The 14472-nt window shown below is 46.7% G+C and carries 13 protein-coding genes; all 13 read left to right on the top strand.

Annotation, left to right across the window (positions count from 1 at the left end; genetic code table 11):
* Window positions 1-14 precede the first annotated feature (14 nt).
* The gene (purB, locus tag L2D08_RS11665) at window positions 15-1307 is read left to right on the top strand and encodes an adenylosuccinate lyase (protein WP_242233946.1); all 1293 of its coding nucleotides are present in this window, start codon (window positions 15-17) and stop codon (window positions 1305-1307) included.
* Between the two features lie 28 nt (window positions 1308-1335).
* Window positions 1336-2049: a phosphoribosylaminoimidazolesuccinocarboxamide synthase gene (gene purC / locus L2D08_RS11660; RefSeq protein ID WP_242233945.1), complete on the top strand. Its 714-nt coding sequence runs from the start codon at window positions 1336-1338 to the stop codon at window positions 2047-2049.
* Window positions 2049-2303 carry a phosphoribosylformylglycinamidine synthase subunit PurS gene (purS, locus tag L2D08_RS11655; RefSeq protein ID WP_242233944.1) on the top strand — a complete coding sequence of 85 codons (255 nt, stop codon included), beginning with the start codon at window positions 2049-2051 and terminating at the stop codon, window positions 2301-2303. The genes purC and purS overlap by 1 nt, the downstream gene beginning before the upstream one ends.
* Window positions 2300-2983: a phosphoribosylformylglycinamidine synthase subunit PurQ gene (gene purQ / locus L2D08_RS11650; RefSeq protein WP_242233943.1), complete on the top strand. Its 684-nt coding sequence runs from the start codon at window positions 2300-2302 to the stop codon at window positions 2981-2983. Before purS ends, purQ begins: the two co-directional genes overlap by 4 nt.
* The gene (purL, locus tag L2D08_RS11645; RefSeq protein ID WP_242233942.1) at window positions 2967-5201 is read left to right on the top strand and encodes a phosphoribosylformylglycinamidine synthase subunit PurL; all 2235 of its coding nucleotides are present in this window, start codon (window positions 2967-2969) and stop codon (window positions 5199-5201) included. The genes purQ and purL overlap by 17 nt, the downstream gene beginning before the upstream one ends.
* A complete protein-coding gene (purF, locus tag L2D08_RS11640; RefSeq protein ID WP_242233941.1) occupies window positions 5177-6610 on the top strand; it encodes an amidophosphoribosyltransferase in 1434 nt (477 codons plus the stop codon). Before purL ends, purF begins: the two co-directional genes overlap by 25 nt.
* Before the next feature lie 14 nt (window positions 6611-6624).
* On the top strand, window positions 6625-7650 hold the full coding sequence (gene purM, locus L2D08_RS11635) for a phosphoribosylformylglycinamidine cyclo-ligase (RefSeq protein WP_242233940.1): 1026 nt from the start codon (window positions 6625-6627) through the stop codon (window positions 7648-7650).
* Window positions 7647-8234 carry a phosphoribosylglycinamide formyltransferase gene (gene purN, locus L2D08_RS11630; RefSeq protein WP_242233939.1) on the top strand — a complete coding sequence of 196 codons (588 nt, stop codon included), beginning with the start codon at window positions 7647-7649 and terminating at the stop codon, window positions 8232-8234. The genes purM and purN overlap by 4 nt, the downstream gene beginning before the upstream one ends.
* Window positions 8231-9766 carry a bifunctional phosphoribosylaminoimidazolecarboxamide formyltransferase/IMP cyclohydrolase gene (purH, locus tag L2D08_RS11625; RefSeq protein WP_242233938.1) on the top strand — a complete coding sequence of 512 codons (1536 nt, stop codon included), beginning with the start codon at window positions 8231-8233 and terminating at the stop codon, window positions 9764-9766. The genes purN and purH overlap by 4 nt, the downstream gene beginning before the upstream one ends.
* A 15-nt stretch (window positions 9767-9781) precedes the next feature.
* Window positions 9782-11047, top strand: coding sequence for a phosphoribosylamine--glycine ligase (purD, locus tag L2D08_RS11620; protein WP_242233937.1), 1266 nt, complete (start codon window positions 9782-9784; stop codon window positions 11045-11047).
* A gap of 230 nt (window positions 11048-11277) precedes the next feature.
* The gene (locus L2D08_RS11615) at window positions 11278-13014 is read left to right on the top strand and encodes an adenine deaminase C-terminal domain-containing protein (protein ID WP_242233998.1); all 1737 of its coding nucleotides are present in this window, start codon (window positions 11278-11280) and stop codon (window positions 13012-13014) included.
* Window positions 13015-13048: 34 nt separating this feature from the next.
* The gene (locus L2D08_RS11610) at window positions 13049-14023 is read left to right on the top strand and encodes a DUF3048 domain-containing protein (RefSeq protein WP_242233936.1); all 975 of its coding nucleotides are present in this window, start codon (window positions 13049-13051) and stop codon (window positions 14021-14023) included.
* Between the two features lie 2 nt (window positions 14024-14025).
* Complete coding sequence (locus tag L2D08_RS11605) at window positions 14026-14322, top strand: YerC/YecD family TrpR-related protein (protein ID WP_242233935.1); 297 nt, start codon at window positions 14026-14028, stop codon at window positions 14320-14322.
* The last annotated feature ends 150 nt before the right edge of the window (window positions 14323-14472 follow it).

Genomic DNA, 14472 nt, shown 5'->3' with positions numbered 1-14472 from the left:
GAGGATGACAACTAATGATCGAACGCTATACACGACCTGAAATGGGCAGCATCTGGACAGAAGAAAACAAATTCAAAGCATGGCTTGAAGTAGAAATCTTAGCTTGCGAGGCATGGTCTGAACTTGGTGAAATCCCAAAAGAAGATGTTCAAAAACTTCGCGAAAATGCAAGCTTTGACATTGACCGCATTAACGAAATTGAACTAGAAACACGCCATGATGTAGTGGCATTTACCCGCGCTGTATCCGAAACACTTGGAGAAGAGCGCAAATGGGTGCATTACGGATTAACGTCAACAGATGTAGTCGACACAGCCCTTTCTTATCTATTAAAGCAGGCGAACGACATTTTACGTAAAGATATTGAGAACTTTATCGACATCCTTCGTGACAAAGCGATTGAACATAAACACACGGTTATGATGGGCCGTACACACGGCGTTCATGCAGAACCGACAACATTTGGCTTGAAGATGGCCCTTTGGTATGAAGAAATGAAACGCAACCTTGAGCGCTTTAACGACGCAGCTGACGGCGTTCAATACGGAAAAATTTCCGGCGCAGTCGGCACATACGCAAACATCGATCCGTTCGTTGAGCAGTATGTTTGCGAAAAGCTGGGTACGAAACCAGCACCGGTTTCAACGCAGACTCTTCAGCGTGACCGCCATGCACATTATATGGCTACTCTTGCACTCGTTGCTGCATCTATCGAAAAATTCGCAACAGAGATTCGCGGCCTGCAAAAGTCAGAAACACGCGAAGTAGAAGAAGCATTTGCAAAAGGACAAAAAGGCTCATCAGCGATGCCGCATAAACGTAATCCAATCGGATCTGAAAACATGGTTGGCCTTGCGCGCGTGATTCGCGGCCACATGGTTACAGCATACGAAAATGTATCCCTTTGGCATGAGCGCGATATCTCCCATTCATCTGCAGAGCGCGTGATTCTGCCGGATGCAACGATTGCCTTGAATTACATGCTGAACCGTTTTGGCAACATTGTGAAGAACTTGACGGTATTCCCGGAAAACATGAAGCGCAATATGGACCGTACACTTGGCCTTATTTACTCACAGCGTATTCTTCTTGCTCTGATCGACAAAGGCATGGCGCGTGAAGCAGCTTATGACACTGTACAGCCGCGGGCGATGGAAGCATGGGACAAGCAAGTTCCGTTCCGTTCACTTGTAGAAGCGGATGAAACGATCACATCTAAATTAACACCGGAAGAAATTGCTGACTGCTTTGACTATAACTACCACATCAAACATGTCGACACGATTTTTGACCGCATTGGTCTTTAATTAAACCGGAACCTGGGAGGATCACATCATGCAAAAAGGCAAGCAGCTCTACGAAGGAAAAGCAAAACGCATTTATGCAACAGACCAGGAAGAGATCGTCTGGATCGAATATAAAAACTCAGCGACTGCTTTTAACGGTGAGAAAAAAGCAGAAATCGACGGTAAAGGCCGTTTAAACAATTTAATCACAGGGCTATTGTTTGAGAAGCTCGCCGAGCAGGGTATTGAGTCTCACTTTGTTGAGCAGCTGTCTGAAAACGAGCAGCTTGTGAAGCATGTTGACATTATTCCGCTTGAAGTTGTGGTGCGCAATGTTGCCGCTGGCAGCATTGCCAAGCGCCTCGGCTTTGAAGAAGGCGTGCGGTTTAAGGAGCCAATCGTTGAGTTTTATTACAAAAATGATGATCTCGGTGACCCGCTCTTAACAGAAGATCATATCCGTCTGCTTGACGTGGCAGCACCTGAAGAAGTGCAAATTTTGAAAAAAGAAGCTCTTCGTGTAAACGATGTACTCATTCCATTGTTTAGCGAAATGGGTGTTGACCTCATTGACTTTAAAATCGAATTTGGCCGTCAAAAGGATGGAAGCATTCTGCTGGCCGATGAAATTTCGCCGGATACATGCCGTCTATGGGAAAAAGGCACAAATCGCAAACTCGACAAAGACTTGTTCCGCCGGGATCTTGGCGGACTGACAGAAGCATATACCGAAATCTACAATCGACTTGGAGGAACTCTATAATGTATAAAGTGAAAGTTTACGTAACGCTTCGTGAAAGTGTATTAGACCCGCAAGGAAAAGCAGTACAGCAATCTCTGTCAAGCCTTGGCTACCAGGGAGTAGAAGAAGTGCGCATCGGCAAATACATGGAGCTTCAATTCGATGATTCTGTTCGTGACGTAGAGGGCACAGTCAAAGAAGTATGTGAAAAACTTTTGTCAAACCCGGTTATTGAAGATTACCGATATGAAATCGAGGAGAGTGCGAAACAGTGAAATTTGCAGTCATCGTATTTCCAGGATCTAACTGTGATGTAGATATGTACCACGCGGTAAAAGACGAATTAGGCGAGCAGGTTGATCTTGTCTGGCATGATGCGGACAACCTTGATGAATACGACGGTATTTTGCTTCCAGGAGGCTTTTCATACGGAGACTACCTCCGTTCAGGCGCAATCGCTCACATGTCAAACGTAATGGCCGCAGTTAAACGTGCTGCGGAAGCGGACAAGCCGGTTCTTGGCGTCTGCAACGGGTTTCAAATTTTGCTTGAATCAGGCCTTCTTCCAGGAGCTATGCTTCGCAACAAAAACTTAAAGTTTATTTGCCGGACGGTAGAGCTGTCTGTTGAAAATGATGAAACGATGTTTACTTCTTTATACGAAAAAGGCGAAAAAATCAGCATTCCAGTTGCACACGGTGAAGGAAACTACTACTGTGACGAAGCAACACTTGCAAAATTGAAGGAAAACAATCAAATTGCCTTCACATATGCGAGCGATGTAAACGGAAGCCTTTCTGATATTGCAGGTATTACAAACGAAAAAGGCAATGTACTTGGCATGATGCCGCATCCGGAGCGGGCTGTTGATGAACTTCTTGGCAGCGCGGATGGCCTTAAACTTTTCCAATCAATTGTAAAGCACTGGAGGAATTCTCATGTCGTTAATGCTTGAACCAAATCCACAGCAAATTAAAGACGAAAAACTATACAGCACAATGGGCTTAACGGATGAAGAATTTGCCAAAGTAGAAAAAATTCTTGGCCGTCTGCCAAACTACGCAGAAACAGGTCTTTTCTCGGTTATGTGGTCAGAGCATTGCAGCTATAAAAATTCCAAGCCTGTTTTAAGCCGTTTCCCGACAAAAGGCGAGCACGTTTTGCAGGGACCGGGTGAAGGTGCTGGTATCGTTGATATCGGTGACGGTCAGGCCGTTGCGTTTAAAATTGAAAGTCATAACCACCCATCTGCTATTGAGCCATACCAGGGCGCAGCAACAGGTGTCGGAGGTATTATCCGTGATGTATTCTCAATGGGTGCCCGTCCGGTTGCGATTTTAAACTCACTTCGTTTCGGTGAACTTGAAACAGCACGTGTAAAGTATTTGTTTGAAGAAGTTGTTGCCGGTATTGCCGGTTACGGAAACTGCATCGGGATCCCAACAGTCGGCGGTGAAATCGGCTTTGATCCGTCTTATGACGGCAATCCGCTTGTGAACGCAATGTGTGTGGGGCTGATTGATCATAAAGATATTCAAAAAGGCCAGGCGAAAGGCGTTGGCAACACCGTAATGTATGTAGGAGCGAAAACAGGCCGCGATGGTATTCACGGTGCGACATTCGCTTCAGAAGAATTAAGCGAAAGCTCAGATGAAAAACGCCCGGCGGTACAGGTTGGCGACCCATTCATGGAAAAATTGCTTTTAGAAGCATGCCTTGAGCTTATTTACAATCATCAGGACGTTCTTGTCGGTATTCAAGATATGGGTGCTGCCGGCTTAACAAGCTCGTCAGCAGAAATGGCGTCAAAATCCGGATCAGGAATTGAAATGAACCTTGATTTGATTCCGCAGCGCGAAACAGGCATGACACCATATGAAATGATGCTGTCTGAATCACAGGAGCGCATGCTGATCGTTGTGAAAAAAGGACACGAAAAAGAAATCGAAGATCTTTTTGCTAAATACGGTCTTGAAGCGGCATCAGTTGGTGTCGTAACAGACGACAAAATGCTTCGTTTGATTCATAAAGGCGAAGTAGCGGCAGAAGTACCGGTTGATGCGCTGGCAGAAGATGCACCAGTGTACCACAAGCCATCAGCAGAACCGGAATACTTCCGTACGTTCCAGGCAATGGAAGACGTAACACCGGACGTTACAGATCACAAAGAAACACTTGTGAAATTGCTTCAGCAGCCGACGATTGCAAGCAAAGAGTGGGTGTATGACCAATACGATTACCAAGTTCGCACGAACACAGTGGTTGCGCCAGGATCAGACGCAGCGGTAATCCGTCTGCGCGGCACAAACAAAGCACTTGCAATGACAACAGACTGTAACGCACGTTACATTTACCTTGATCCGAAAACAGGCGGTAAAATTGCCGTAGCAGAAGCGGCTCGTAATATCGTAGCTTCTGGTGCCCGTCCACTTGCGATTACAGACGGCTTAAACTACGGAAGCCCTGAGAATCCAGGCGTATTCTGGCAGCTTGAGCAGTCAGCAGACGGAATTAGTGAAGCATGCCTTGCGCTTCAATCACCGGTTATCGGCGGAAATGTATCTCTTTATAATGAAACAAACGGTACGGCTATTTACCCGACACCAATTATCGGCATGGTCGGATTGATTGAAGACGTGAATCATATTACGACACAAGCAGCGAAGCAGGCTGGCGACCTTGTATACGTAATTGGAGATGCTGCGAACGACTTTGGCGGCAGCGAACTGCAAAAATTGATGAATGACGGCGATATTTTCGGTCAATCACCAGCTATTGATTTGACAGTGGAAAAAGCACGCCAGGATGCACTTCTTACGGCTATTCAGTCGGGCCTTGTTCAATCAGCTCATGATATTTCAGAAGGTGGATTTGCCGTAGCGCTTGTTGAAAAATTATTCGGCACAGGTCTTGGTGCCCGCGTTTCTCTTCAAGGTGAAGCAACGGCTGCCCTATTTGCAGAAACACAGTCACGCTTTGTCATTACAGTGAAGCCAGAAAACAAAGAAGCGTTTGAAGCAGTCGTACAGGATGCAAAACAAATTGGTGAAGTAACAGCTCAGCCATTGGCATCAATTACAATTAACGGAGAAGAAGTGGTACAGGCACCGGTTAGTGAACTGGAGGATGCCTGGAAAGGAGCTATTCCATGCTTGCTGAACTCAGAGGCTTAAATGAAGAGTGTGGCGTCTTCGGGGTTTTTGGACACGAAAATGCATCACAAATCACATATTACGGCCTGCAAAGCTTACAGCACCGCGGACAAGAAGGCGCCGGCGTCGTGATGAGCGACGGAGAACGCCTTCGCGGCCATAAAGGTGAAGGGCTTGTTACAGAAATTTTCAACCAGGATATTGTCAACGGTTTAACAGGAGCAGCAGCCATTGGGCATGTTCGTTATCAAACAGCAGGCGGCGGCGGCTACCAAAATGTACAGCCGCTCCTGTTCCACTTTCAAACAGGCAGCCTGGCGCTTGCGCATAACGGAAACCTTGTCAACGCTACATCGCTGAAGCGTGAACTGGAAGCTCAAGGAAGTATTTTCCAGACAACGTCTGACACCGAGGTACTGGCACACTTAATCCGCCGCAGCACATATGGCACGATCAAAGACCGTTTGAAAACGGCTCTTTCCATGGTAAAAGGAGCCTATGCGTTTCTTGTCATGACGGAAAACGAAATGCATGTAGCACTTGATCCACAAGGGCTGCGCCCGCTTTCAATCGGCAAACTTGGAGATGCTTATGTGGTTGCCTCTGAAACGTGCGCCTTTGATATTATTGGTGCTGAGTTTTTACGTGATGTGGAGCCGGGTGAATTGATTACCATTAATGAAGACGGTCTTCATTCTGAACAGTTTGCCGCAGCGATCAGTGACGCAATGTGCACGATGGAATACGTTTATTTCTCCCGTCCGGACAGTAATATTCATGGCGTGAATGTTCACAGTGCCCGTAAACGCCTCGGTAAAATGCTGGCACAAGAAGTAGATCCAGCGGTACTGGAAGCTGATGTTGTCACAGGAGTACCGGATTCGAGTATTTCTGCTGCTATCGGTTTTGCAGAAGCAACAGGTATTCCATATGAGCTTGGTTTAATTAAAAACCGTTATGTTGGCCGGACATTTATTCAGCCGTCCCAGTCTCTTCGTGAACAGGGGGTTAAAATGAAGCTTTCTCCTGTACGCGGGGTTGTAGAAGGCAAAAAAGTGGTTATGGTAGATGACTCGATTGTCCGCGGCACAACGAGCAGACGGATCGTTACAATGCTCAAAGAAGCCGGCGCCAAAGAAGTACACGTCGTAATCAGCTCGCCAGCCATTAAGCATCCATGCTTTTATGGAATTGATACATCTGAAAAAGGCGAATTGATCGCTGCACACTATACAAATGAAGAATTACGTGAATTGATCGGAGCAGATTCTCTTACTTATTTAAGCGTAGAGGGCACGATTGAAGCAATCGGCCACCGCAAAAGCGAGCTTGGCGAATGCGGTCAGTGCATGGCCTGCTTTACAGGGGAATACCCGACGGAGATTTTCCCAGATACACAGCATCCGCATGATAAAGAAATCATGTGCTAACAGGAGGAACAAAAATGGCAAAATCGTATGAAGCAGCCGGTGTAAACATCGAGGCAGGGTACGAAGCGGTAGAACGGATGAAAAAACATGTGGAGCGGACGAAGCGCGCCGGTGTAATGGGAGCGCTCGGCAGTTTCGGGGGCATGTTTGATCTGTCATCGCTGCAGTTAAAGGAGCCGGTTCTTGTTTCCGGAACAGATGGGGTCGGCACAAAACTAAAGCTTGCGTTTATGATGGACAAGCATGATACGATTGGCATCGACTGTGTAGCCATGTGTGTCAACGATGTTGTCGTACAGGGAGCAGAGCCCCTGTTTTTCCTTGATTATATTGCATGCGGCAAAGCAGTGCCGGAAAAAATCGAACAAATCGTTAAAGGAGTAGCAGACGGCTGTGAGCAGGCGGGCTGTGCCCTTATTGGCGGAGAAACAGCAGAAATGCCGGGACTTTACGATGAGGAAGAATACGATATGGCCGGGTTCACGGTTGGCGCTGTTGAAAAGAATAGTGTTGTAACAGGTGAAAACGTAAAAGAAGGCGACGTGCTGATCGGCCTCGCATCGAGCGGGATTCACAGCAACGGTTATTCACTCGTTCGCAAAATTTTCTTTGAAACACACAACCTTGATATAAACGCGCAGGTAGAAGGTCTTTCAGTTCCGCTCGGAGAAGCGCTCCTTGAACCAACACGTATTTATGTGAAGCCGGTTCTATCCGTACTAAAGCAGGCGGCTGTAAACGGGATGGCGCACATTACAGGAGGCGGATTTGTGGAAAACATTCCGCGTGCTCTGCCAAAAGGCCTTGGCGCTTCAATTGAAGCTGGTTCGTGGCCGGTACCGGACATTTTTAATGTACTTGAGACGTATGGAGAGCTTGACCGCCAGGAAATGTACAATATTTTCAATATGGGTATTGGCTTTGTATTGATTGTATCGAAAGAAGAAGAAGCAAACGTAAAAGCAGCACTCGAAGCAGCTGGTGAAACAGCTTATACAATCGGACGTGTTGTGAGCGGCGAAGGAGTTACCGTTCAATGACGAAAATTGCCTTGTTTGCATCCGGCAGCGGAAGCAACGTGCAGGCAATTGCCGAGGCGGTGGCAGCAGGAAAGGTTCCTGCTGAAATCGCCTTGCTCGTCTGCGATAAACCGGATGCGTATGTACTTGAACGCGCAAAAGCACTCGACATCCCGGCGTTTTCATTTCAGCCGAAACAATACGAATCAAAAGCAGCGTTTGAGAGTGAAATTGTGGACCGCTTGCAGGAGGCAGGAGTTGAATTTATTTTTCTAGCCGGCTATATGCGTTTGATCGGCCCTGTTTTACTGAATGCATATCGGAACCGGATCGTAAACATTCACCCGTCTCTTTTGCCGGCTTTTCCAGGAAAAGATGCGATCGGCCAGGCGTTTGACGCAGGGGTAAAAATATCCGGCGTTACCGTTCACTTTGTTGATGAAGGGATGGATACCGGCCCGATCATTGATCAGGAATGTGTACGAATTGATTCCGGCATGACACGCAGCGATGTACAGGCTGCCATTCAACAGATTGAACACAGCCTTTATCCGAATGTAATCACCAAACTTTTGAACCAACATAGGGAGGAACAAACACAATGACGAAACGCGCATTAATCAGCGTATCAGATAAAAGTGGCGTAACTGAATTTGCGAGAGAAATTGCGGCGCTTGGCTATGAAATTGTTTCAACAGGCGGCACGAAAAAAATGCTTGCAGAAGCAGGTGTACCGGTAAAAGGCGTAACAGATGTAACCGGGTTTCCGGAAATTCTAGAGGGCCGCGTTAAAACGCTGAACCCGTTCATTCACGGGGGCCTGCTTGCGAAACACGGCGAGCCGGATCATCAAAAGCAGCTTGAAGAGCACAATATTCAGCCAATTGATATCGTCTGCGTGAACTTGTACCCATTCCAGCAAACAATCGCAAAGCCGGATGTCACAACAGAAGATGCGATTGAAAATATCGACATCGGCGGCCCGGCCATGCTTCGTGCATCTGCGAAAAACCACGAATATGTGACTGTAATTGTGGATTCAAGTGACTACGATCAAGTGCTGTCTGAACTGAAAGGCGAAGGGAAAACAACGCTTGAAACGCGCCGGAAGCTTGCTGCAAAAGTGTTCCGCCATACAGCTGCGTACGATGCGATGATTGCCGGTTTTATGACGGATCTCGCCGGGGAAGAAAACCCTGAAAAGCTGACTGTTACGTATGAATTAAAACAATCGCTCCGCTACGGCGAAAACCCGCATCAAAAAGCAGCGTTTTATTCACAGCCGCTTGGCTCTTCTTTCTCTGTGGCACAAGCTGATCAGCTGCACGGAAAAGAGCTTTCATATAACAACATTCGTGATACAGACGCCGCCCTTCAAATCGTAAAAGAATTCGACGAGCCGGCTGCGGTAGCCGTGAAGCACATGAATCCTTGCGGTGTTGGAGCAGGAGAAACGATTGAAGAAGCATATGCCCGTGCATATGAAGCAGATCCAACTTCTATTTTCGGCGGTATTGTGGCATTGAACCGCCCTGTATCAAAGGAGCTTGCCGAAAAGCTGCATGAGATTTTTCTTGAAATTATCGTTGCGCCATCTTTTGATGCAGATGCGATTGAAATATTGTCTCAGAAGAAAAACATCCGCCTTTTAACGCTTGATTTCGCAAGCGGCAAAAAAGGTGAAAAAGTTTTAACCTCTGTAGAAGGCGGGCTGCTTTCGCAAGACCTAGACGAATTATCTCTTGCAGATGCGGACGTAAAAGTCGCTACAAAACGCCAGCCGACAGAAGAAGAATGGAAAGCGATGAAGCTTGGCTGGAAAGTTGTCAAGCATGTGAAATCAAACGCTATTGTTGTTACTGACGATAAAATGACGCTGGGTGTTGGTGCGGGACAAATGAACCGTGTTGGTGCTGCAAAAATTGCACTTGAACAGGCTGGTGAAAAAGCAAAAGGAGCCGCTCTTGCCTCAGATGCATTCTTCCCAATGGATGACACTGTTGAAGCGGCAGCCAAAGCGGGTATTACAGCTATTATTCAGCCGGGCGGATCAATCCGGGATGAAGATTCCATTAAAAAAGCGGATGAATACGGCATTACAATGGTAATGACAGGTATTCGCCATTTCAAACATTAAGAGGGGGCTTTTCTCATGAACGTACTCGTTGTAGGACGCGGCGGACGCGAGCACGCCATTTGTAAAAAAGTGGCGGAAAGCCCGCTTGTTCAAACCGTTTTTTGCGCACCGGGGAACGCCGGAATTGCGCAGGATGCAAGCATTGTTGATATCGATGAAATGAACTTTGCCGACCTGGCTGCTTTTGCAAAAGAGCAGGGCGTTGACCTTGTAATTGTTGGTCCGGAAAACCCGCTTTCTGCCGGAATTACGGACTATTTAGAAGGCGAGGGACTAAAAGTATTCGGTCCAAAGCAAAATGCAGCTATTTTAGAAGGCAGTAAATCCTTCTCGAAAATGATGATGGAGAAGTACAATATTCCAACTGCACGCTATCAGTCATTTGAGGATTATGAAGCAGCAAAAGCATATATTCAGCAAGAAGGTGCGCCGATTGTGTTGAAGGCGGACGGCCTGGCTGCGGGAAAAGGCGTTACCGTTGCGATGACGATGAATGAAGCGCTTGAGGCGCTGGATGATATGATGCTCGATAAAAAATTCGGTGATGCTTCTGCACGCGTTGTTGTAGAGCAATTTTTGCAGGGAGAAGAATATTCTCTTATGGCATTTGTGCATGGCGAAAATGTATATCCGATGGAAGCAGCACAGGATCATAAGCGTGCATTCGATAACGACGAAGGACCAAACACAGGCGGCATGGGTGCTTATTCACCGGTTCCGCACATTTCACAGGCCATTCACGACCAGTCGGTAGAAGAGATCCTCCGTCCGATCGCAAAAGGCATGGTTGCGGAAGGCCGTTCGTTTACGGGTATTATTTTTGCAGGCTTAATGCTTACAGAAGAAGGACCGAAAACGATTGAATTTAATGCCCGTTTTGGTGATCCGGAAACGCAGGTTGTACTGCCGCGTCTTGAAAATGATCTTGTTCAGGTGATGCTTGATGTGCTTGATGGCAAAGACCCTGAACTCGCTTGGAAAGAAGAATCCGTTCTCGGTATTGTTCTGGCAGCGAAAGGCTACCCGGAAGCATACGAGAAAGGAAATGAGCTAAAAGGGCTCCAGGCTATTGATGCAGGATCTGTTATCCACGCTGGTACGTATGCAGATGGGGACGTTATCCGCGCGAATGGCGGCCGTGTGCTTCTTGTTGCAGGAAGTGGAGCAAACCCGGTTGAAGCTCAGCAAAACGCGTATGGAAAAATGCAGCATATCGATACGGAACATTTCTTTTTCCGTAAGGATATTGGCAGCCGCGCTATTGCAAAAGCCCGTTTATAAAAAGAAAGCAGGGGGAATTTCCCCCTGCTTTTTCGCGTTAAATCGGGACAAAAAAAGAAGGCATTTTACCCGGTTTGTCCCGAAAATCAGACTATTGCAAGTTTCTTGCCAAAAGTTCGAACTTTTTTCACAAAATCGATGATTCTTTAATGCTTTACTGTGTGATCTATGTTACGATGGAAGTCAATCGCACAGTTGAAAGCGATCTCATTTTGAAAGGAACGATTGGTATGTCTGATTTAACACATAGATGGAGAAACAAAAAAATACGTGAACAGGTTGCCGTAGTAGACCGTAAAAAAGCGCCGACGCTTGTTTTGAAGAATGCGCGTTATCTTCATTCAGCTATGAAGCGCTGGCTGCAGGGAAACATCTGGATCTATGAAAACCGTATTGTCTACATCGGAGACGACCTTCCGGACCATGCGGATGAGATCGTTGACTGCACCGGAAAAACGATCGTGCCCGGCTATATTGAACCGCACGTTCACCCCTTTTTAATTTACAATCCAAAAACCTTTTCCGAATATGCGGCAAAGCGCGGAACGACCACACTTATTAATGACAACTTGATGATGATGCTGGCCCTTACAAAAAAGAAAGCGTTTTCTTTAATTGAAGAGCTGAATAAGCAGCCGGTTTCGATGTACTGGTGGTGCCGGTATGATGCCCAAACCGAAATTGAAAATGAAGATGATGTTTTTGCAAACGGCACGGTAAGTGCCTGGCTGAAAAATGAATGTGTCATTCAAGGCGGTGAATTGACCGGCTGGCCCAAGCTTTTAGATGGAGACGACATGATGCTGTATTGGATGCAGGAAACAAAAGCAGCTAATAAGCGGATCGAAGGGCATTTCCCTGGTGCCTCGGAAAAAACATTGACGAAGATGACCTTGTTTGGGGCGGACGGCGATCATGAATCGATGACCGGAGAAGACGTGAGAAAGCGCCTGATGAATGGCATGATGGTCACACTCCGTCATTCATCCATCCGTCCGGATCTTGAAAAGCTGCTGACAGAGATGAAAGAGCTTGACCTCGATCAGTACGACATGATGATGCTGACAACAGACGGTCCATCCCCTGTTTTTTGTAAGGACGGGCTGACCGATAAATTAATCCGTATCGCCATCGAAACTGGGGTGCCGCCTATCGATGCATATCATATGGCGTCGTATAACGCTGCTCGTTATTATCGCATGGAACATATACATGGCATGATTGCACCTGGCCGCCTGGCAAGTGTAAACATTTTAACAAGTGAATTTGACCCAACACCGGAAGCAGTGCTGTCAAGAGGCATGTGGGTGAAAAAAAGCGGCCAGGAAGCGAGTCCATTTCCGCCTGTTGCCTGGCAGCGGTTCGGGCATACGAAAATGCGGCTCGATTGGGAACTGCGGGAGGATGATTTGCAATTTTCAATGCCGTTTGGTATAGAAATGGTCAACAATGTCATCACCAAGCCATGCAGTGTCGTGAAAGATGTGGCTGGAGAGCATTTTTATATGGAGCATGACCAAAATTATCTCGTTCTCCTCGATTACGAAGGAAAGTGGCGGGTAAACACAACTATCAAAGGATTTGCTACAAACGTGCAGGGATTTGCCTCCTCGTTTTCCAGCACGGAGGATATTGTCTTGATTGGTTCATCCAAAGAGGAAATGAAGCGGGCATTTAACCGGGTGAAAGAACTGGGTGGCGGCATTGTGCTCGCAGAGAACGGAAAAGTCATTCATGAAATTCCGCTTACATTGTCCGGCATCATGTCGGATCAGCCGTTTGAAACGGTAATGGAACAAGAAGCCAAGCTGCGGGAGCTGCTGTCAGCGCGCGGCTATCCATATGAAGATCCCATCTATTCACTGCTGTTTTTAACGTCCACTCACCTGCCTTATATCCGCCTTACCTCGCAGGGGATATATGACGTTATGAAGAAAACGATACTCTTTCCAACGATAATGCGTTAAAATAGTAAAGTAAAACTATTTTCGGAGTGTCGATATGAGAAAAAAATGGATGGCAATGGCTGCAGCAGCCGTTTTAATCAGCGGATGTTCAAGTGCCGAGCCTGCCAGCAAGAATGAAAAAAGTGAGCTCAATCCTTTAACAGGCATTCAATCATCAGATAATGCACACCGGGCTGTAGCGGTCGTGATTAGCAATCATCCGTCAGCCCGTCCACAGACGGCTCTTGAGAAAGCGGATATTGTATATGAAATTTTGACAGAAGGCGGCATCACTCGGTTTTTAGCCATCTATCAAAGCGAATATCCAGATAAAGCGGGGCCTGTCCGGAGCGCACGCGATTATCTTGTCGAGCTTTCTAAAGGGTACGATGCACTGTTTTTAGCCCACGGCTATAGTCCAGAAGCGCAGGAGATGCTGCTGTCCGGTGAAGTAGATCAGGTTAATGGTATCCAGCATGATGGCGATGTGTTTAAGCGGGACCCGTCCCGGAAAGCACCGCATAATTCATATGTAGATATGAAGGAAGCGTTCCATGTTGCCGAAGAAGAAGGCTACAGCTTAAATGACGCGCCGTCGCGGCTGGCTTTTTTATCGAAAAAGGAAGCAGCATCGCTGACTGGTGACCCGGCAGAAGCGTTTTCTATTCGGCCGTCATCAAATGATTTATTCGAATCAAGATATGAGTATGATGGCGATCAATACCGCCGGACGATAGACGGGGCAGAGATCAAAGCAGATAATGTTTTCGTTATCGAAGCGGACCATCGTGTTGTCGATGCAAAAGGGCGTCTGGATATTGATTTAACCTCTGGTGGAGATGCGTTTCTTTTTCAAGAAGGTGTCATGAACCTCGTGAAATGGCGCAATCAGGATGGGCGGATCGTGCCTAATACAGAAAGCGGTCCTGCTTTCGTAACAGGAAAAACGTGGATTCACATAGTGCCGGCCTCAAGAGGATTAAATAAAGCAGTAAAGGTAGAAATAGATGGTGAAGGGAATGGAAGTTGATCATGCAGATAGATAAGTTGCGGGGGAGGGAGCTGGACCAGCTGTTTCAAGCTGTCCTCTCGTTGAAGGATCTGGAAGAATGCTATCGATTTTTCGATGATCTGTGCACAGTAAATGAAATTCAGTCACTGGCCCAGCGTCTTGAAGTAGCACGGATGCTTCAAGAAGGCAAAACCTATCATAAAATTGAAACGGAAACCGGTGCATCAACCGCTACTATTTCCCGTGTGAAACGATGCTTAAACTATGGAAATGACGGCTATGAATTCGTGTTGAAGCGCGTGTATGATAAAGAATAAAGCAAAAAAGCAGCTCCCAAAAGAGCTGCTTTTTTCTGTAGACAGAGAAGGCTTTTTTTAAAGAGTATAAATAAATAAGCGGAACAAAGCCGTTTCGTTGAACGAATGAAGCGGGCGCTGTTTCATGATATAATACGAAGTTGTAGTTGA

This window comes from Domibacillus sp. PGB-M46 (assembly GCF_022668875.1).
Taxonomy (GTDB): Bacteria; Bacillota; Bacilli; order Bacillales; family Domibacillaceae; genus Domibacillus.
The sequence above is the reverse complement of the archived record's forward strand: the minus strand, read 5'-3'. Positions and strand labels throughout refer to the sequence as shown.